This is a genomic window from Pseudoalteromonas sp. S554, from assembly GCF_005930865.1.
Classification (GTDB): Bacteria; Pseudomonadota; Gammaproteobacteria; order Enterobacterales; family Alteromonadaceae; genus Pseudoalteromonas; species Pseudoalteromonas marina.
Window position 1 is genome coordinate 20328 of record NZ_PNDV01000007.1, and the last position, 20952, is coordinate 41279.

Annotated in this window: 15 protein-coding genes; 3 read left to right on the forward strand and 12 right to left on the reverse strand. The window is 37.2% G+C overall.

The window, feature by feature from the left end; translation table 11 throughout:
- Positions 1 to 49 precede the first annotated feature (49 nt).
- Positions 50 to 2326, reverse strand: a complete 2277-nt coding sequence (locus tag CWB65_RS03635) for a TonB-dependent receptor domain-containing protein (RefSeq protein ID WP_138739902.1) — start codon at positions 2324 to 2326, stop codon at positions 50 to 52.
- A gap of 191 nt (positions 2327 to 2517) precedes the next feature.
- A complete protein-coding gene (locus CWB65_RS03640) occupies positions 2518 to 3561 on the reverse strand; it encodes an alkene reductase (RefSeq protein WP_008131963.1) in 1044 nt (347 codons plus the stop codon).
- Positions 3562 to 3775: 214 nt separating this feature from the next.
- On the opposite strand from CWB65_RS03640, the gene CWB65_RS03645 reads away from it, so the two are divergent.
- Positions 3776 to 4165 (forward strand): DUF2750 domain-containing protein, encoded by a 390-nt coding sequence (locus CWB65_RS03645; RefSeq protein WP_008131965.1) that lies wholly within the window; start codon positions 3776 to 3778, stop codon positions 4163 to 4165.
- Between the two features lie 56 nt (positions 4166 to 4221).
- On the opposite strand, the gene CWB65_RS03650 is transcribed toward CWB65_RS03645, so the two are convergent.
- On the reverse strand, positions 4222 to 5091 hold the full coding sequence (locus CWB65_RS03650; RefSeq protein WP_171047560.1) for an alpha/beta fold hydrolase: 870 nt from the start codon (positions 5089 to 5091) through the stop codon (positions 4222 to 4224).
- Positions 5092 to 5382: 291 nt separating this feature from the next.
- Between CWB65_RS03650 and CWB65_RS03655 the strand changes: the two genes are divergently transcribed.
- Together CWB65_RS03655 and CWB65_RS03660 are read left to right on the forward strand one after the other, a co-directional pair.
- Positions 5383 to 8052, forward strand: coding sequence for a CHASE domain-containing protein (locus tag CWB65_RS03655; RefSeq protein WP_138739904.1), 2670 nt, complete (start codon positions 5383 to 5385; stop codon positions 8050 to 8052).
- 102 nt (positions 8053 to 8154) lie between these two features.
- On the forward strand, positions 8155 to 9813 hold the full coding sequence (locus CWB65_RS03660; RefSeq protein ID WP_138739905.1) for a GGDEF domain-containing protein: 1659 nt from the start codon (positions 8155 to 8157) through the stop codon (positions 9811 to 9813).
- Between the two features lie 65 nt (positions 9814 to 9878).
- Here the strand turns inward: CWB65_RS03660 and CWB65_RS03665 are convergent, their stop codons facing one another.
- From CWB65_RS03665 to CWB65_RS03705, 9 genes are all read right to left on the reverse strand, one after another.
- Positions 9879 to 11357, reverse strand: a complete 1479-nt coding sequence (locus CWB65_RS03665) for a VWA domain-containing protein (RefSeq protein WP_138739906.1) — start codon at positions 11355 to 11357, stop codon at positions 9879 to 9881.
- Positions 11350 to 12897 (reverse strand): AAA family ATPase, encoded by a 1548-nt coding sequence (locus CWB65_RS03670; protein ID WP_138739907.1) that lies wholly within the window; start codon positions 12895 to 12897, stop codon positions 11350 to 11352. The genes CWB65_RS03665 and CWB65_RS03670 overlap by 8 nt, the downstream gene beginning before the upstream one ends.
- A gap of 11 nt (positions 12898 to 12908) precedes the next feature.
- The gene (locus CWB65_RS03675) at positions 12909 to 13439 is read right to left on the reverse strand and encodes a HEPN domain-containing protein (RefSeq protein ID WP_138739908.1); all 531 of its coding nucleotides are present in this window, start codon (positions 13437 to 13439) and stop codon (positions 12909 to 12911) included.
- Positions 13440 to 13564: 125 nt separating this feature from the next.
- On the reverse strand, positions 13565 to 14260 hold the full coding sequence (locus CWB65_RS03680) for an amino acid adenylation (protein ID WP_249365010.1): 696 nt from the start codon (positions 14258 to 14260) through the stop codon (positions 13565 to 13567).
- Entirely contained in the window at positions 14241 to 15131 is an 891-nt protein-coding gene (locus CWB65_RS03685) for a hypothetical protein (protein WP_138739909.1), read from the reverse strand. Before CWB65_RS03685 ends, CWB65_RS03680 begins: the two co-directional genes overlap by 20 nt.
- Positions 15131 to 16804, reverse strand: coding sequence for an AAA family ATPase (locus CWB65_RS03690; protein WP_138739910.1), 1674 nt, complete (start codon positions 16802 to 16804; stop codon positions 15131 to 15133). The genes CWB65_RS03685 and CWB65_RS03690 overlap by 1 nt, the downstream gene beginning before the upstream one ends.
- A gap of 24 nt (positions 16805 to 16828) precedes the next feature.
- Positions 16829 to 18148, reverse strand: coding sequence for a hypothetical protein (locus CWB65_RS03695; RefSeq protein ID WP_138739911.1), 1320 nt, complete (start codon positions 18146 to 18148; stop codon positions 16829 to 16831).
- A gap of 32 nt (positions 18149 to 18180) precedes the next feature.
- Entirely contained in the window at positions 18181 to 19353 is a 1173-nt protein-coding gene (locus CWB65_RS03700) for a restriction endonuclease subunit S (RefSeq protein ID WP_138739912.1), read from the reverse strand.
- Complete coding sequence (locus tag CWB65_RS03705) at positions 19350 to 20930, reverse strand: type I restriction-modification system subunit M (protein WP_138739913.1); 1581 nt, start codon at positions 20928 to 20930, stop codon at positions 19350 to 19352. The genes CWB65_RS03700 and CWB65_RS03705 overlap by 4 nt, the downstream gene beginning before the upstream one ends.
- Positions 20931 to 20952: the final 22 nt, after the last annotated feature.

The following is a 20952-nucleotide window of genomic DNA, read 5'->3' on the forward strand; positions in this document are numbered from 1 at the left end:
AATAAAAAGCCCATCAAAGTGACGGGCTTATATTTACGTAATTGATTGCTTAAAACGTAGCTGCAAAGGTCACTGCCGCAGTGCGAGGCGAGCCTATAAAGTAAGTTGAACCATTACCTGTGCCGCCGGCTAAGTAGCTTTCATCTGTTACGTTATAAACAACAAAAGCAATATCGATAGCTTTAAATGGCCCTGCATCAACTTGTGCTGCGTAACCCGCATTTAAATCAAGCACAGTGTAGCTATCTACGTCGCCACGCTCACCGGTATATTTAGCCGACAAACCAAAGCGAAAATCGCCACTGTAATAATCGGTAGAAAGCACAAATAAGTCATCCACTGAGTCTATAACCTTATCGCCCGCTTCAAAACCTGGCGCATCACCTTTGTACTCTGAGTTATTATTTGTATACGAGCTGTAAAAACTCCACTCAGGGCTAAGCATGTAACTTGCTGAAAGCTCTAGACCTTGTGATTCAATACCGCCTACATTTAAGTAAGAGCCATTAGTACCAATGGTATAGTCAATGCCGCCAGTATCACTGCCAGGTGCAATAAAGGTAATACGGTTATCAAACTCAATTGAATAAGCTGTAGCGGTGAGTTTAAGAGCATCATTTTGGTAACGAACACCTAAGTCAATATTTTCAGCTGTTTCTGGTTCTATGGCTGATAAATCAGAGCTGTCGCGCTCAAGCACACCATCTTTTATAGCTGCAAAATTTTCGCTATAACTAGTAAATAGCTCTGTTGAGTTATTTAACTGGTACACAATACCACCACTAAACAGTATATCTGAGTCACTGTTTACTTTTGCAGTGGTTGCATTTTGGTAATGATCAAACTTTTCAATATCAACGAGGTATTTTTTGACGCCTACGTTAAGCGTTAAATCGCCAAATGCCATTGAATCTTGTGCGTACCATTTTAGTGTATCGGCTTCAAAGGTATTTTTATATTGAGTCCAGTAAGGCGTGCTGTCGTAGTGATGATAAATACGTGCATCTATCACTTTGTGCCAATCGCGCGATTCGTCGCGGTCACTTTGTTCATACCAAAAGCCCGCTTCTATGTCGTGCATACCAAATGTAGCGGCATAATGTGCTGTTACGCCTAAGCGATCTTTATTGTAATGAGTATGGCGATACGACATAACCGGTGTTGCACCTGCATCGTAACACGCAGGGTTTAACCCCGGGCCAGACTCCCATGGCCAACTTAAGCTAGCTGTACAATCTGCGTTGGGTGCAAGCGGATTACCTTCACTGTCGGTAAAACCGTAAGACCCTGCATTTGAGCCACCTTCGGCTGTTGGGTTACCATTTTCATCAACTGGGGTTGTTAGGTAAGGTGGGATCCAATCGCCACGTCCTGAATTTTTATGATAATAAGGGCTAACAGTAAGTAATGACGTTGGCGAAATAGCGTACTCAAACTTTAAATACGCTAACGTATTTTCGCGAAGTGTACCCCAACCTTCTGCAAACATTTGGTCAAAATGCGGCACACCCGTCCAATTCCACGTTAGTTGATCCCAGTCTGGTGTTTGCTCAAATTGGGCTAGACTCACGCTGTTGTAATTTGTTTCGCTTACGTCATCGTATGATATACGCCCGGTAATGGTTAAATCCGTTAATGTAGTAACAAATTTAGCTTCAGCGTGCTGGTTATCTTTACCACCATTGCTACCCGAACCAATCCAACGGCTAGTATCAGTTTGTGAGTAGCTAACGTAAGCTTGGGTGTTATCAAACAATGTACCCGTTTCGTGTTTTAAGTAATATCGTGTAGCATCGTGACTGCCCGACGTGTAAGCAAAAGTAGTGCTTTTTTCAAGGCTTGGTGCTTTACTGACAAAGTTAAATGTACCGCCAAGTGCTTCAAGTGAAGCCGATTTAATATCAGACGTACCTTGACCTACTTCAACGGTTGCAAGGTTTTCAGAGTCTAAGTAGCGGTTTGCTTTTGCACCGCCGCCATAGTTAGAGCCACCATTAGGAATGCCATCAACTGTCATACCTAACTGTTGCTGATTCCCGTCAATACTAAAACCACGCATCGTAATTGTGGTAGACCAATCGTCACCGCCAAATGCGTCGCCTTCATTTATGCTAATGCCTGGCAAATTATCAATGACTGACAACACACTTGAAACCGTGCTTTGCTGCTCTAACATGGCAGGTTCAATCACATTATTAGCGTAACTAGTTGGCTTTGCCACAACCGTTACTTCTTCAATAGTGGTTTCGTCGTTAGCATAAGCAGATGTTGATACCGCCATGGCAATGGCCATGCTCAAAATCGATTTACTTTTTAAAGCGTACATTGTTGTCCCGTTTGATTTTATTGATGGTTTATTATGAAAACGGGCACAGTATGATTTTTAAATATGACAATAAAGCTTTGTTTTATTGACATAAAGATTAAACAAATATGAGAAAATAATGGCGAAAATATGTAAAAAAAAAGACACTCAATAAGGCTATTAAGTGTCTTTTTTTATTTAATTGCTAAACGTTATTTAAGCTCAGCAAGCATCTCGTCGCTATAAGGCACTAACTCTTCGCCGTTAGTTACTTTGCTAATGTAATCAGGGTTTGCAATTAGCGGGCGGCCAATCGCAATCAAATCAAACTTACCTTCATTAATTGCTTCTTTAGCTGACTCAAAGCTGTAGCTACCTACGCCTACCAGTGTTCCTTTGTATCCCGCACGTAAAAACTCTGATGTAGTTTTGCCTTCTAGCGATTCGAATGTTGTGCTGTCGTCAAAAATACCACCGTGCAAGTAAGCAAGGTTTCGTTTTTCAAGTTCAGGTAGTAAGTAGTCAAATACCGCTTTGTCACGGTTATCTTCACTCATATTAAAGTAGGCGCCAGGTGTTACACGCAGTGCTGTACGCTCGTTACCTACTGCAGCAATAACTGCATCGGTAACCTCAAGTGCAAAGCGAGCCATGTTTTGCGGTGTTTGGCCGTACTCGTCTTCACGTACATTGGCTTCATAATGTAAAAATTGATCAATTAAGTAACCGTTTGCGCCATGAATTTCTACACCGTCAAAACCGGCTTCAATTGCGTTTTCGGCGGCTTTGGCAAAATCTGCAATTAACGATTTAATATCATCAATGGTTGCCGCTTTTGGTGTTATGTAAGTCAGCTCGCGCATGCGGGGTACCGAACCTTCTACGCCAATTGCTGAAGGTGCGAGTACTTCACCATCAAAAAAGTGGGGGTGCGCAACACGGCCAACATGCCAAAGTTGAGCAAACATTTTACCGCCATTTGCATGCACAGCGTCGGTCACTTTTTTCCAACCTTGAATTTGCTCGCTAGTAAACAAACCTGGCGTAGTTGGGTACCCTTGCCCGTCTGGGCGAATAATTGTCGCTTCGCTAATAATGAGACCTGTGTCTGCGCGGCGAGCATAATACTCAACCATATCTTGCGTTGGCACTAAATTTTCGTCAGCCATACAACGTGTAAGCGGTGCCATTAATACACGATTTTTAAGTTCAATCGTGTCATTTAATTGATATGGTGTAAGTAAATCTGTGTTCATTTTATAAATCCTTCATTGTGGGTATGCATACTAAGTGCGGCCATTTAGGCTACATTCAAGATCAATTTTGAATGTTTGCTCAAAATATACTGACTAACCCATAAAACAGATCTAAATAACAAAAATAATTGTGAAGTTTTCAACACGGTGTCACATAACTCGATATACTTGTACGCTATAAATATAAATTGACCGCAACAAAAGTGAGCCCATCATGACACGCGCAAATGCAACCGAAGAACACGACGTAATTTTAGGCCTTGGAGCCAAAAAGCGTCTCGCTTTTATGTTTGAAACCGTACAACAGTACAAGCAAGTATGGATTTTAAATGACGACGACGGCTGTGTAATGCTTACTAACGAAGATGATGATTGTGTGCCTGTATGGCCTACACGAGAATTTGCACAAGCATGGGCAACTGGCGACTGGGAAGGATGCACACCTAAAGCAATCCCTACTAGTGACTGGTTCAGCCGATGGACACCCGGCCTTGAAGAAGACGACTTACTTATTGCCGTATTCCCGACAGAGGAAGACGACGGCACTATTTTATTCCCTGATGAATTTGAAAGACAACTAAAAGCACCAAAGAAAAAATACTAAGTAACTAGCATAACTTTATTTAGTTTATAAACGCGGCTTTACAATAGCCGCTTTTTTTATACCTGCTTTCTAAAATTTAAATATGCCTGAGTGATTGCCTTAGCATCTTCAACTTGCGGATAGTGCCCAAGCTCAGCAAAGCCTTGTGTGCGGGCATTAGGTATTATTTTTTCATACTGTTCGAGCATGTGTTTCCCTGATATTGGGTCTTGCTCACCTACAATAAACATTACCGGTATATCGCTATTAATAATTGCAGTAACCCAGCGCTGCTCGTTTTGCTTTCGCTGTGTAATGTAATTAATTAACTTTGGCATAACACGTAAACCATTATTGTGATTTAAAAGCGCCCAAAGCGTATCTATAACTACTGGTGCGGGTGGCGTGTTTGCACCAAATATGGAGGTTAAATTTTTGGCAAACTTTTGCTTACTCATTAGCTTAGGGACTATCCAGCCCAGCTTTGAAAGTAACAACTTTTGTATAAATAACGGTTTATGTGCTTGAGGAAACAACCCGCCATTCAAAAAACACACACTGTGTATATGTACTTCACTTTGATTAGCCACTTGCCTCGCTAGTAGCTCTTGGGCAACGGTATCGCCATAGTCGTGGGCAAGTATGTGTACATTACTTATATTTAAACGCTGTAAAAAAAGTGTGTATAAATCAGCTTGCTCTGCAATTTTATAATCCGCTTTAAATGGCTTATCCGAAAGCCCAAAACCAAGCATATCAAGTGTCACTAAAAAGTAGTGTTTACTGAGTTCATCCCACATACCTTCCCAATCCCAGCTTGCACTTGGAAAACCGTGAATTAAAACAAGCGCGGGGTTATGTGTATTCCCTGCCGTTTTAGTAAAAATTTGATGCCCGTTTATATTTATAAATTGACCGCTTAATTGCCATTGTGAAAGTGAGTACATGTTATGAACCAAAACTTTTGTATTTAATTGTTGTAACACAATTACCCATAAACTTCGAAAAATCACCAGCAAGCTTTAACTCATAGATTAAAAGAAAGCCTTTTTCATTACAAAAATACCTATAAATACGGTATTAACTGAGAACCCACGCTAAATAAAAGTATTAAGCAACGTACTATTTAACAAAGAGTTTAGTTAATTATTAGCTTGTAACTTAACTATTAAATGCTATATTCAAAGCTCTTAGGTAATAATACAGTCTCAAAAAATACCATACAAAAGGATTGCTAAATGGCTTTGCAAAGTAGAGCTAGTAAAGGGGTGCTATTAAGTACTTTACTTCAGGTTGTAATCCTCACTACAGGTATTGTTTTAACTTACTTTCAACAAATTCAGCATCAACAAACCTTAGACTCAAAAGTAACAGCTGCGCTAAATAGCAAGTTAACCAGTTTATCCGTAGGCATAAATAACAGAATGGAGTTATATCAATACGGGTTATTTGGCCTCAAAGGGTTTATACAGGGTATTGGAATAGAAAATTTAAACTACACCGCAATTAAGAGTTATTCAAACGCAAGAGATTACGCCCAAGAGTTTCCTGGTGCTAACGGCGTTGGGTACATAAAAAAAGTAACACATAACGAACTTGCCGAGTTTATAAATAAAGCACAAAGCGAACGGCCCGATAGCCTATTTAATTTTAAAACACTTACTGAAAATAAAAATGATCATTTTGTGATCCAATATATTTTTCCTGAAAGTGGTAATAAACAAGCAATAGGGTTAGATATTGGCTCAGAAACTATTCGTAAACGTGCAGCATTAAGCGCAGTTTTTGCAGATAATGCGCAATTATCTGCACCTATTACGTTAGTCCAAGCAGATCAGAAAGCTCACCATGGTTTTTTGATTCTATTACCTATTTATAAGAGTAAGATCACTCCTACATCTAACGATGAACGCCTTGAAGCACTGCATGGCTGGGCATACTCCCCTTTGCTTATAGACAATATTTTAAACTCATTATTTGATATTGATGAAAACTACTTAACCATTAGCGATCTCAACGATGCAACCGATGTGGCCTTTTTTACATACGGCAATCCAGCAAATAACACTGAATTTAAAGTATCCACTGTGACTAAAGTGATTGGTCGTGAGTGGCAAATAACGTTGCATGGCTCTTACGCGTTTGTAGAAAACTTGCATTTGCCCTATCAGTATCAAGCACTCGTGAATGGTATTTTTTTAACACTCATTGCTATGTTAATTGTGCTTGCAATACAGTTACAATTTTTTCGAAAAGCCCAAAAAGAAAATTTAAGACGTGAAGCCGAGCAAGCACATAAAAATATTCTTGAACAAGCCAATTTAAAACTAGAAACCGATGTAAAACTGCGAACTCAGCAAATAGCTGATATTAGTATGCTACAGCGTAGTATTTTAGACAGTGCTAGCTACTCTATTATAGCTACCGACATAAACGGTTTAATCACCGAGTTTAACCCTGCCGCAGAGAAGTTACTGGGCTACAAGGCATTTGATGTGGTTGGTAAAAAAACCTGTGGCATATTTCATTTAGAAACAGAACTGACAAGCAAAGCAAAACAACTGAGTATTGAGCTCAATAAAATAGTGAGTCCTGGATTTGAAACATTAATTGTAAAGGCAACCCCCACAGAACCCGATGTTAATCAATGGACCTATGTAGACTCTAAAGGTAGGCATATTCAAGTGAGCTTAAGTGTTACGTCGCTGTTGAATAACAGAGCCCAAGTTGTAGGTTTTTTAGGCATTGCGTTTGATTTAACGCAGCACATAAAACACGAGCACGCGCTTGCTCATGCAAAAGAACTCGCAGAGCAAAGCTCTAAGACTAAATCAGAATTTTTAGCGAACATGAGCCATGAAATACGTACTCCTATGAATGGTATTTTAGGTACTCTGCAGTTACTGCAAGAGCAACCGATGAATGATAAATCAACAGACTACTTAAAAAAAGCACTCTACTCTACTCGCTCATTAACCACTATTATTAACGATATACTGGATTTTTCTAAAATCGAAGCCGGTAAACTTTCTCTTGAGCAGAAGGTGTTTGAGCTGGACGAATTAATTCATCATTTAGAGTCTGATTTATTAGTACCTGCCCAAGAAAAGAATATTTATCTAAAATTTAAATCAACGATTCATCATAAATACTGGCGTGGTGATGCTGTAAGAATAAGGCAGGTGTTTTTAAACATAATATACAACGCAATTAAGTTTACACACAAAGGAGGTGTAACGGTTGAGTTTAAACTAACTGACGATAAACAAGTTTGCGCTATTGTTTCAGACACAGGTATTGGTATTCCAAAAAATGTTGTAAACAGGCTCTTTGAGCGATTTGAACAAGCAGAGTCTTCAACCACGCGTGAATATGGTGGAACAGGGCTTGGATTGCCAATTACGAAGTCGCTAATAAACCTTATGAACGGTGACATAAAAGTAACAAGCGAAGAAGGTGTGGGTAGCCAGTTTTATGTATACCTACCGTTAGAACAAGCTGACAAGATACCAAGCACTGATAATACTGAAAATTTAGATTTTCCCGATCTAAGTAATAAAGTTATTTTGATTGCTGAAGATAATAAAATTAACCAAATAATTGTGAGCTCTTTTCTTGAGCCTACAGGTGCTAAATTAGTCATTGCTAATAATGGTTATGAAGCAATAGATTTATACAAAAAGCTATCACCTCATATAATTTTAATGGACATACAAATGCCAAAAATGGATGGCTTTGAAGCGTGTAAAGCCATAAAAAAGATAGATGCATCACAAACAGTCATTGCACTTACAGCCAATGTGCTCTCTGAACAAAAGCAACTTTATGAACAGTTTTTTGATGGGTACGTATCAAAACCTATTGAAAAACAAAAACTAATAAACGCATTACATATTAAAAATGGCTAAAGCCGAAATACCTTAAAAACTGACATATTGGGTATTAAATGGTTATATAAATACTTATAAAGTATTTTTTACAAAAGCACATAAGCAAATTAAAGGGGGAGTATGCTTAGATTATTTAGTTTATATTTATGTATATTGTTGACCCTATTGTCTTTTAGTACATTAGCTCAATCGCTCAATGATGAACAAATTAAAAAAATTGGGCCAGCTATTTGGCAACAAGTTAATATAAAGTCACCTGTTTCGGGTGAACAAATAATCAGTGCATATCAAAATAAGCAAAGCCCTCTTGTTTCTTTATCTGAAATGCGTGGACCCGCTGTTGCTAAAATACCACTGTCGACTCTGAATGAAGAACGCTGGTTTGTATTACCCCAAGCAAACTACCTAGATGGTGGTTTTGCTTATTGGCAAGATACACAGGGAATTCGTTTAATTGCTGATTTTTCTCAGGGTAATTTGTCGCAGTCAGCAATTATAATGCATGGACAAGCGTTTCAATTAAACCTAGAAAAAAATTCTCAAGGCGTACTGTGGCTTTATTTAAATGCACGTCATTACGCCAAACCAGTGAGTGTAACCTTTTTAGATGAGCCTACATTTATATACCAGCAGTTTTTTATAAATTCACTCAGTATAATGTCCATCACCATTATGCTCACCCTTGCCTGCATGGCATTCATTCTTTATTTAAAAACAGGTCAAAACGTTGCGTTATATTGTGCAGGTTATATTGGCTTACACGGAATTGGTTGGGCGTTTGCGGCTGGGGTTTTTGGCGTGTTTTACAGCTTTAAAAGCATAAACTCACATTATTTTGGTATGTATATTTTTTCGTTTGCGATATCTTCAGCCAGCGCCTTTGCCTATTACTTATTTAATTTTCATACGGTTGAAAAAACACGAATAAGCCAATTTTTAAAGTATTTTTCTTATGTCGCTTTTATTAGTGGCTTTATAAACCTAGTACTACCCTTTCATTGGGTATTTTATTTAGCACACACTTTAGCAGCAATATGGGTGGTACTAACGTTAGTGCTCGGCTTTAAAATGTTGAGCTTAAACGATTTTAGAGCAAAGTACTTTTTAACCGGTAATATTGTTTACAGCCTATCACTTGTTGTCTTTATTTTATCTCACCTTAATTTATTCGTAACGGCTTCAGCTGAACTTTGGGTGCTTGTTGCCCTCGCGATTGATTGTATTTGTATATTACTTTCATTATCCGAATGGCTGAAAATAAAGCAAAACGATTATATTAACGCCCTTGAGCAATCCCGTATTGACCCACTTACAAAAGTAGGCAATCGTTTACTACTACAAGAAAAGCTAAATTCCATAGGCCATTATTATTTAATAGGATTTATTGACTGCGATGGTATGAAATCAATAAACGATCAACTAGGGCATGCCAGTGGCGACAAACTACTTATCAATGTCACTGAATTAATTAAAAAAGAACTGGCCAACCTAGGAGATGTGTATAGAACTGGAGGCGATGAGTTTATATGTTTGTGTTGTGCCTCGTCGTTAAACGAGCTAGAAAAATTGGCAGACAACACATCTAAAGCACTTAATAAAGCGCATATTCAACTAAAGCAAACGTGGCCGCAATCTGGTTTAAGCTTTGGCATTGCTAGCAGCAGTGAGTGCACAGATTATAAAGCATGTTTTACTTTAGCTGATGAAAGAATGTATGCGGCAAAATATGCTCGTAAAAATAATACACCTACTAAGCACAATACCACTCAGCAGATTTAAAGCACAAAAAAGGACGCCCAAAGGCGTCCTGATATTGAATGATGGTGGGGATTTAAAAATCTTTATTAATCTAGCCAGCTTTCAATAGCAACCAGCTCATTAATACTTCCATTATGAGGATTATATATCCATTCCTGATCAAATACTTCTCTGAGGCGTTTACTTAGGTAACAGTTACCCACCACTAAAGAAAAAAACTTATTTCCGTTCAGCTTTAAAGCGGATATAGCCTCTATTTGCGACGTTGGTAGTCCAACCATTATAAAATCAGAAACGATAAGTAAATCAGCTTTGTTATAGGTGTTTTCTGTCATTAAATTAACTGCATGCCTAATAGCTGGTCCTACATCCGTTCCACCATAAAACGACATTGACAAAAAGTCCGTCAACTTTTCTAAACTAAACCCTTTGGATAAATCCAAGGTATTAATCGAAGTAGAAAAGTTAATAATATAGCAATCTCTATTTTTAGCTTGCGCTTTTAGTGACATAACTAAGGCAACGGCTTTTGCAACAGTTTCAGGCGTTCCTCGCATTGAACCACTGGTATCAATGCAAATAACTAAAGGGCCTTTTTGCTCATCTTCATTAATGGTTTGTTCTTTTTCTACTTCATGTTCCTCATCAATAAATTGCTGCCCCGACATTTCAAAGCACATCAAAGAAGATTCAACATACTTAAGATCAAATAAAATTGATGTGTCCTCGTCGCTTAATAGCGCTAATTCAGAAGGTAGTGCATGCTCAATATCTTTAGATATTTTAATACCTACTATTTCTTCTTTAGAGTTAAAATCAATTATGGGAGATTTTTGTATATAAGAATGAGTAACTGTTTCTATTATTTCACTTTTTTTAACTTGGTTAATACGACCTAACAAGTCTAATAGCTTTTTAATTCCTGCATCACTATGAATTCGTTCCATTAAGCTTTTAACTTTAGCTAAATTATTTAGCCTTAAAGAACCACTAGAAAGGTCAAGTAAAATGCCTGGCTCAATACCTAGCGTACATAATAAAGTAAGCATTTCGTCAATAAGCTTTAATTTTTTAGCTAAGCTTTTTAAAAACTTTTTTCTTAATAAAATTATTTGCTCTAGTTCCCACTGTTCATATAGTGAACATAGTAACTTTTGCCACTCCTTTGCCAATAAATTAGCAGAAGTGGCTAAATCACTAGCAGCTTTAACGTTCTTACTTTTTGACGCAACAGCCTCATTTTTGAGGTGAACTAAATCTGTATCCCAAAAGTCTTGGTTGTAATTAACGTCGCTTTTTAGACACAAAGCTTTGTATTTATTTAACGCAAGTTCATATTTTCTAATAGTTAAGCTATCAAAGTTTAAACTATTAAAAACATCCAACTCATTTTGAGCATCGTAATAAGGGTACTCTAATAAGCAATGCCGGTTCGTTTTATCGGCCCAATTTTTTAAGCGTTCTTCTACTTGTAATGCTAAGTTGGGCGCTTGCTCAAATACACCTTGGTAATCGTTACATATTTCAGCTAGCATAGTGGTTGCATGTTCATCAACTTTACGCACTACATAACCCTTTTAAACGGTCACAATCTTTAATTCTTAACTTCAAATTACTTATTTGCTGATTAATGCCATTTAGCGCTATATTGCATGATTGTTCAGACACAAATGGTGAGTACAAGCTAGACACATACTCTGCTTGCTTAGCCTCACATAATTCTAAAGTTGTCCTCAAGCTCTGTGTAAGCTTGTTAACTTCAGCTTTTAAAGCATTAATTAAGCGATTATTTACGTTTTGTTTCTTTTGCCCTTTTTTATATAGAATCTTTGGTGTTACATGGGCTGTAGAGTCATATCGTCCCTCTAATCCAGTAATTTTAACTTCGCAACTACCTTGACCATCAAACGTACATGTATAAGTTTCAAGCTCATTACCATTCGCATCAAAAGGGTTAAAGGTGTCTTTACTCTTCATTTTATTAATAGGGATATAAAAAGTTCGTGTTGTTGTTTTTGTATCTGATGCATAGTATCCCCCTCTATATGAAAATACTTGTTTCACTTGATAGTGCTCTTTACCATTAATATCATGTGTTTCGTACACATCTTTTTCATGAAAAATCTCATTAGTAATCTCTTTATCAAGCGCATCTTTTTTTCTATCAAGCTCAGCTAAGCTTAACTCTGGTGAAAAACCAGATTCTTCTATTGCACTGTTTACTATACTCTCAACATCTTCGCGATTATTATCGGTGGTCCAAAGGCAATAACGTAATAATAAAGCATCGCTGTGGTTAGTTTGTTTGCGGTTATTAAAAAATGCCGAGGCTTTTAGCAATTGTGCGGCTTTTTGCCATCGTCTGTCTGATACATAAACACCAAGCTCTACAAATTGATCCGACAGTTCTTTTCTTATTAAATGAATTATTGTTAACGTATCTTGTGAAAGTTCAACCGTATCAATTTTTTTAAGCCAGCTAGCCCATTCATTATTCTTAACGACTACCTCATCAGTGACTTTAATTTCAGCATGGGTTGGCTTACTACTAATTAAGCTTTCAAAGTTTTCTTTTATTTCAATAGGGCCAACCATTAACCTAATAATAAAACGATCATATAAAGCATCTAGGCCTTGGTTTTCTTCAGGTGTTTCATTTGATGCTGCAATTAGGGCTTTTAAAGGTGCTTTTTCAAGCTCTTGCCCATTTTTGTAAATCCCTTCATTTATAAGTGTTAATAAACTATTTAATATTGCAGGGCTCGACTTCCAAATTTCATCTAAAAACGCAAACTCTGCTTTAGGCAAATAATTTTCAGTTTTACGTGTGTATTGATCTTCTTTTAACGCTTTAATCGATACCTGCCCAAACACCTCTTCTGGTGTACTAAAACGGTTCATTAAATATTCAAAATAAGGCGGGTTATCAAATGCTTTAGCAATACGTCGCGATATCAAACTTTTAGCTGTACCTGGTGGGCCATATAAAAATGTATTTTGCCCAGTTAGTGCGCCAAGTAATGCAACCGGGATTATCTCCTCACGCTCATGCATTCCGACCGAAATTTGATCAATTAATTTTTTTATTCTTGTTTGTAAACTCATTACTTATTCCTTTAAATTACTACTAATGCTTTGTCTGTTGCTTGTGCAAGCGCTTTAAAAAAGCGCAAACACTTTTCAAGCTCATCTTTTTTAATTATTTGTGGTTGAGTTGTATCAAGCTGTGCGCGGTGTACGGCTTCCCCTCTTTTCGAAATCCACTTATTTAACTGCTCTCTGGCATCTTTTGGTAGTACATTAGGCCATGACCATTGCTCAGTAATATCTACTCCAAAAAACTCTTCAAAAAGCTTTTTGGTTTTATTTGAATTTGGATTATGAAAAAACTTTAAACGCTCATGCAATTGTTTTTCTGCAAAGTGACCAAATTGAGAGCCTTTAATTAAGCTAAACTTGGCATCAAAAATTTCAGTTACCACATCTTCAACATAGGTTTCCCATGCGGTTAGCGTCATTATTAAGCTCGCTTTTTTTAAAACATCATATGAGCATAATTCTGGATGGTTATTTAACGTTTCAAAGCATGCTAATAGTTGTTCTGCTTCAGATAGGGCTCTGTTAAAATTTTGTAATGAGAGGGTCATTTTCTTCCTTAAATATTTAACTAACAATCAGGTGTTTGTTAGTACTGCTTTATTTTTTGTAATGCTATACAAAAATTTATAAAAATATAATTTCACAAGCTTGTGAAAATTTAATCTAGCTGGCTTTAATCTTTTTTATAATCACTAAAATTAATGATATTACTGGTATCAACTATTTCGTTTGATGACTCATCAACTAGTTTCTCTGAGCTGATAAGCCCTTGGCAGTAAGTGAGTAGGCGCTCTATAGGTATAAACTTCTCTTTTCGGCCAGTGGTTTTATTAGTAATACGTTTAGGTTGGGTGTTTAAATAAATAGCTAACTCAATGGCAAGGTCTTTAGGTAAATCATAAAGCCCCTCTTCTTGTAGTGTTTGAGTAACCCAAAGTGCGGCATCGCTAATATGGCCGCTTATACTTAAATCGGTATTTTTAACCCAGTGCGGGGGAAACTCTATTTTAGATAGCTCACTTAACAGCACCGCTATATTGCTGCGTGGTATTAGCTGATACACCTCAAGCGTTTGTGCCATCATTAATTGCCACTCATATTCTAAGAGTTGAGTTAACTCCTGTTGCGATAGCTTTAAACTAACCGGTATAAAAAACGTAAAACGGCTATTCGCCTCACAAACAATGATTGTTTTTTCACGAGATTTATAGCTGTTATCAATAATCTGTAATTGCCAGTTAAAATTATCGCCGTCACTGATTAGGGTATTTACCCCCGCTTGTTTACCGAGTTCATGTGGCAAGCGAGGTAAATCAGCTTTTAGGTATTTATCAAGTGCGTTTGAGGCGCTAAGTTTGAGTTTCATCATTTAATATGCAATATTTCGCTTTCCCACTTTTCACAACTTTATCAATCCAATCCAAAACTTCTTTAGCTTCACTCTCACCACATAAACTTATGCTTAATTTATCAGCTTGTGCACCTTGAGTTACAGCTTCAGAAAAACCATGCCCCCCTTTAATAGCCCCAAAAGAAGTAATAATATAACGGTCATGAAAAAACCTTTCAGGCACTATAACTAATTCAAAACAGGGTAAATTTGTGTATTTATCTCGATATTGTGCAGCAAAACTATGCTCGGGATTCGCAGTCTGAATACTCGTAACCAACTTTATAGATGATATGCAAGAGGAACTGTTCGCTTCACCTAAAATTTCATCTAGTACTCTATTCTCTGCGAGACGGAAATACTGATCAACAATTGTTATAATGCCACCTAACTTCATCAGTGGTTTTATTATTGAAGTAATAGCTACTACATTTTTATCAACTGTGATAGTTGGACTTATCAACCAGCTCTCATTACTTTCTAAAATGTCATTATAATTAATAGCACCCTGAAAGTTTTCAGAAATTATATTTTGAAACGGTGCTAAGGCTATTTGTTTCTCACACCAACTATTCCAGCAAGGGTCAATAGAATCTTTGCGGTACTTCGGTAATAAAATAAAGCGATTGATTTTTTCCCTCTGAAGCTTATTCAAGTAATTTGTTATAGATTTCCTTTGTACAGGTTTAAGCTGTACCGAATTTTTTGCAGCTTTAAATGCTTCTTTAGCCCAAGGCTTAACAGGGGCAACTATATAACGACCCTTCTCAAAGCCAAACTCAGTTTTTAATAGTCCGTAATAATGGAACTCCTCTAGACAGCGAGGATCGAAGGCTACTTCTTGATACATCAGAATAACTCCTCATCTCGTTCATCAAAAAAGCCACCAGGCCAATCTTTTTCAAAGTCACCATCAGAGGTTATATCAAGCTTTTTGACTATGGCTCCTTCTTCTGACTTAGACAAAGAAATCACACTAATATCATTGGGTAAAACCGGTACTTGACCAACCGGTAATTTGCCTTCCGAGCTTTCTCTAACTCTTCGTAATAACCTTAATATTAAATGTTCACTGTGTGTTTCTATTAAAAAGCTCGCTTTTGAGCTTTTCTGAATAAGTAAATCGCCTAATTGAACTTGCAATCTAGGATGAATATGAAGTTCAGGCTGCTCTATTGCAATTATGCCTCGCTTAACATAGTGTGCTGCGACTAAAAGTGGAGTCAACTGTGATATACCAACCCCTACTTCGGTAGGCCAAACTGGTATTCGTGAATTTATATCCCATAAAAAAGGGGTAACTGCTTTAGAGTGATATTTTTGCTTAATGCTAGATTGCTCTAAGTCAGCAGTTAATGGATCGGACTCCAACATCAATCCCACACCGGTACTTAATTTATTATTACTTTTTAACCAGTCATCTACCTGCTTGTTTAGCTTTGCATCATTTCTAGCCAATAAATCCCATGCAGCTCTTCCATCATACCAATGCTTTTGCTCTGTATTTGAGTAAATATTAAAGTTTTGATCTGGAACTACCCGCAGTGGTCCGATATTAACACTCTCAGATAACAACCCGCACAACATATCTAAAGGAGCTATAAATAATTCGGTTAAGCATGCCGAGAGCTGTTGATTATGAAAGTAATCACCGTTTATGCCTATTTCAGGCTCAGTAATAGCGAGCTCTAGTTTTTGACCTAAAGGAGGAATACCAAGTTTGCTATGCCCTAAATAAATTGGCTTTATAGCCGCATCATCATTTGAATAAAACTCCATTTCTAAAAGGCCAGGTGTTTTATGCAATAGATAGTGATGCATAGCCGAGACAAAGCCATCTTCAGAAATTCTCTCCTGCTCTATATCATTGTTATATATATTATTTAATAAATGAGGATGGATCAGGTCAAATTCACTAATTAGATTATCAATATAAAAAGATTGATCTGAGGGCTGTAAAGCTACATGTTTTAAATTAAGCTTTGAGATCGTCGTCTTAAAATCTTTTGATTCTGTACTCATTTCACCTAAAAGCTCACCGTCACCAAAAACTGTATAAGACTTTAGATATGCATTTTGCTTTTGATGAGACCAACTTATAACAAACTCTAATTCCAATTTTTCAACTTGTTCTTGAACCGAAGCTAATACAAATAGCGGATCGTCATCACTTATATTGCCTTTATCAATAAGAGATTCAACCATTTGGGTTGTTTCGGTTAAATACTCAACACCAATAGCACCTTGCTTATCTAATTCAACATTAATTGTGATGTCTTTTTCTAAGTCTTTACCATTTACTAAAGCAAAAAAACCATCAATGTACTTACCTTTAATAGCACTTATCTGATTTGGATTAGTAATTTTTTTAGTTAATAGTTGATGTAAATAAAATAAAGCCATTAAAACAGAGCTTTTACCTACACTATTGGGACCAAATAATAAAGTAACAGGCGCGAACTCTATTGTTTGCTTTTCTTTAAATGAACGAAAGTTAGTTAATGATAATTTACTTATTCTCATGGCTTTTCCTTAACCCAATAATAATTATTTCAGTAATACTGATTTTTCAATATTGCCTTCATTATTAAACTTGATGCTCATTCTCAATTCATCCTGTTTGAATATTTCAAGATGCTGCTCAATTGCTTCTTTTTGTTGAGCCATTAAGTTTAAATCACTAAGTAATGAGTGTGAGATTAAAGTAGCTGTATTATTTATATTTTCAGATCGCGTCTCCAGAGTTTCTGAAGAATTAAATAGCGACCCTTTATCTTGAAAATATTGAATAGATTTATTTCGGCATGCAACTACATACTTTTCAACTAATACTTTCCAATCGGCTTCTTTAATATCCATCCTTGTATATTCAGTATTTTGGGGATCTAAATAACCAAGAATAGCGATAGACATATTGTTAAATTTCATTAATAAATCGTAATCTCTACCAATAGATTCGACTTGTTTTACTCTTTTTTTAAAATCTGCATAAGTCGAACTTGTACCAAAATTATCGGCGTCATCCAGACCTTCAATTTGGCTTATTAAATATTTAAATTTATCAAATACCGATGAAACCCATACATGAGAGTCTTTAATGTTAGCTTCTATGTTAACTTTAATTGAACTGCCTAAACTGTCAGGGTTATTGTTCTTTTCGATAAGTGCTGCAACTTGTTCATAATATGAAATAGCGCCTTTGATTTTACCTGTATCTAATACCTCTAAATGTTTACTAATATCACCCAATGAAGAGTTAATAGCTTTTAAATTTTTGCTAATATCAGCTAAATGAGATTGTGCAACTGCAATGCTCGCTATATGAAAAGCGCCTGCCGCAAATTGTTTTACTCTTCCCCCCTCAACAATACGACCTTTGCCCACTATTTTTTTTGTATTAACATCAATTACATCAGCTAGTCTCTCGTTGGTCTTTGTGGTCATAATTGTATATTTACCAGCATCTAAACCTTTTTGTATATCCGCTTTAAACGCCAATTCAATTGTCCTATTAGGTATAGACATACCTGCTTTTGTTGCATCAGTTAAAAAGTGAGTTGCCCAACCATTCATCGCGCTGTCATTAGTAATATCAACAGAGTTTGTAGGAAGTTTATATATTTCGTGAGCAGTAATTATATTATTTCCTGATGAGTCCATTACTTTAAAATTAGAAGCAATACTTTCATCTTGCCCCTGTTTAAAATTATCTACATCATCCGAAGCTAATTTCAGGGCACTTTCTCTTTTCGCTTCTTCTTTATCGGATTTATAAGACTTAAGTTTTTTATTTTCAGTGATTAAATAAATCATTAAAAACAAAGAAACTATCGAAATAGCCACAATAACAATTACATAAATATTCATAAAAATCCTTTAGTGTATAAATGAATCAAACTCTACAGTTCGCCTGCAAAGGCTTTTTGGCTTAGTGAGTTAAATAATGAATTTCCACTCCCTTTATGTTCTGATAACTCCTTACTCAATCCATTCAATCGCCTAGCCATAGAATCGTATTTAACTTGAAGATTCAAAGGGACTAAGGGAACTGGGATACCTTTTACAATTCCCATATTTAATCCAGCCATAATTGCACCTTTTGTATTAGTTGCTAAATATTTCTGACAGTCTGGATGATATAAAAAATATGAATGTAGGAAACTAGATAAGCATTTATCTTTATCTAAAGTGATACAGCATATGTGTTTAGTATTAATTGAAGTAGGTATATCTTCAGGTACAACTGCACATCGGCCACAAGTGCCCATAATAGTTATAATTACATCATCAGGTTTGACTGTATATCGCTTTAACTGCTGATACTTTTCTTCTGTGATGAACCGCTGTTTTCCCCACTTAAACTTATTTTCAACTGCGTTATCAATACCTAATACTGCAATACCTTTTTCAACAAACTCACTATGCAATAACTGGCTACCGAATGGCCCTGTTCTCATACTCCCTTTTATACTTTCAGCTACTTTTTCAACAGTAGTAATTTCCCAACCTTTCGTCTTAGGATCACCGAACATATCTAGAAAGACGCTGCGCAGGAAGTCGTCGGCGAGTTGGATGGCTTGTTGGCGTTTGTGGCGAATGGCATCGGCTTTATCTAAAATCGCTGCTATGCGTTTTTGTTCTTCGAGTGGTGGTAGTGGGATTTCCTGCCTCGAAATAGTTTGGTGCCCTAAGTGCTTTTGAATTCCACCTTTCATCTGTTTTTGCAAAAGACTTTGAAACACATTTGATGACAACATCATGTACAAGTAATCACGATCAACTGAGTTATTATCAAAAGAAATTTTGAAAAGGTTATTACTTAATATTCCATCTTTTCCTTTAAATACTCGGCCTGGACTACCAGTATTTGCCATAACTAAGTCATTAGAAGTTACTTTCTTGTGGTCGAATTCATCATCTACAAAACTTAATTTTTTCTCACTCATAAAATCAGCAATGTACAAATACCTATAGCCCCCCTGGTAAGGTTCTTCTTTAGTATTAGCTTTTGTGATTTGTACTCCTTGAGTAGTTGTACAAATATCACCTAGTTTTACCAACGACCAACTCACAGCATCGCCTCCAGCTCTTTTAGGTCTGCCAATATTTCATTTTCCAACGACACCAACTTACCAAGTATTTCTTTTGGCGGATCGTAGCTTTCTTCTTCGTATACCACTTCTTTATAGCGGTTGATTGAAAGGTCGTATTTGTTGCTGGCTATGTCGTCTTTACTTACCCAAAACGCCTTTTGAGTTTTATCATTTTTATTACTTGTCGCCTGTGCTTTATCACGGGCTTTAAATTCGCTGATTAGGCTTGGTAAGTCGTTGGCTTTTATAGGGGTGCGTTTGTCATCAAGGCTAAAACCATCGGCTTGTACGTCGTAAAACCATACATGATCAGTGCTGCCACCTTTCGTAAAAATTAATATAGCGGTTGATACACCAGCGTAGGGTTTAAACACGCCACTTGGTAGTGAAATTACCGCTTCTAATTGGTTATTATCTACCAGCATTTGGCGCAGTTGTACGTGCGCTTTTGATGAGCCAAATAATACGCCGTCGGGCACGATAGTGGCAGATTGACCGCCTATTTTTAGCATACGCTCAATAAGGGCAACAAACAGCAGCTCAGTTTTTTTAGTTTTTACTTTGCGTAATAACTCGGGGCATACGTCTTCTTCGTCTAGGCTGCCTTTAAATGGCGGGTTGGCGAGTATTATGTCGTAGCCTTCTTTAGCCTTTTGCGGGTAGTGCTCTTTAAAGTTTTGGCTTAGGGTATCTTGATAATGAATGCCCGGTTGTTTAATACCGTGCATTACTAGGTTCATGGCAGCTACGCGTAGCATGGTGGCGTCAAAGTCAAAGCCATTGAACATGTGAGCATCTATGTGGCTGCGCTGCTCTGGGGTTATTAAATCGCCTGAGTAAAGTAAGTTCTCAAGCGGTTTGCCGCTGTCGTCAAGTTGTACGTTGCCATCTACATCAAGCACAGGCTCGCGCTCTACACCCTCGGCTGATGTGTATTTTTGCAATAGGTATTCGTAACTTACCGATAAAAAACCACCGGTGCCGGTTGATGGGTCACAAATTTGGCTAGTAACATCTGGGTCCATCATTTCGACCATGGCGCGTATAATATGGCGCGGCGTTCTAAATTGGCCGTTAATACCTGCGGTGGTGAGTTTACTCAATAGGTATTCGTATAAATCGCCTTTGGTGTCTGAGTTTTCAAGCGGTAAGTCGTTTACCATTTCAACCGCTTTTACCAATAGGCTTTGCTTTTGAATCATTAATTGCGCGTCTTTCATAAACTCGTTAAATATCGCGCCTTCTGGCGATACATCGCCTGAGGTTTTTGAAAAGTACGGAAACAGCTCATCTTTAACCAGTTTGTATAACTCTTCTGCGCCTAAATGGCGCAGGTTTTGCCAACGAATGTGTTGTTCGGCGTCACTAAAGCGGCGGTTAAACGGCTGCTTAGTACGTGCGCTGCGTTTTTCGTCGGCTTGCTCGTTCATGTCGAGCATACGGGCGTACATTAAAAAAGTAATTTGCTCTACGACGGTAAGCGGGTTAGTGATACCGCCTGTCCAAAATTCTTCCCATAGTTTGTCGATTTTACTTTTTAAAGGTCCGGTTATCATTAATGTGTATCCTAGTTATTGC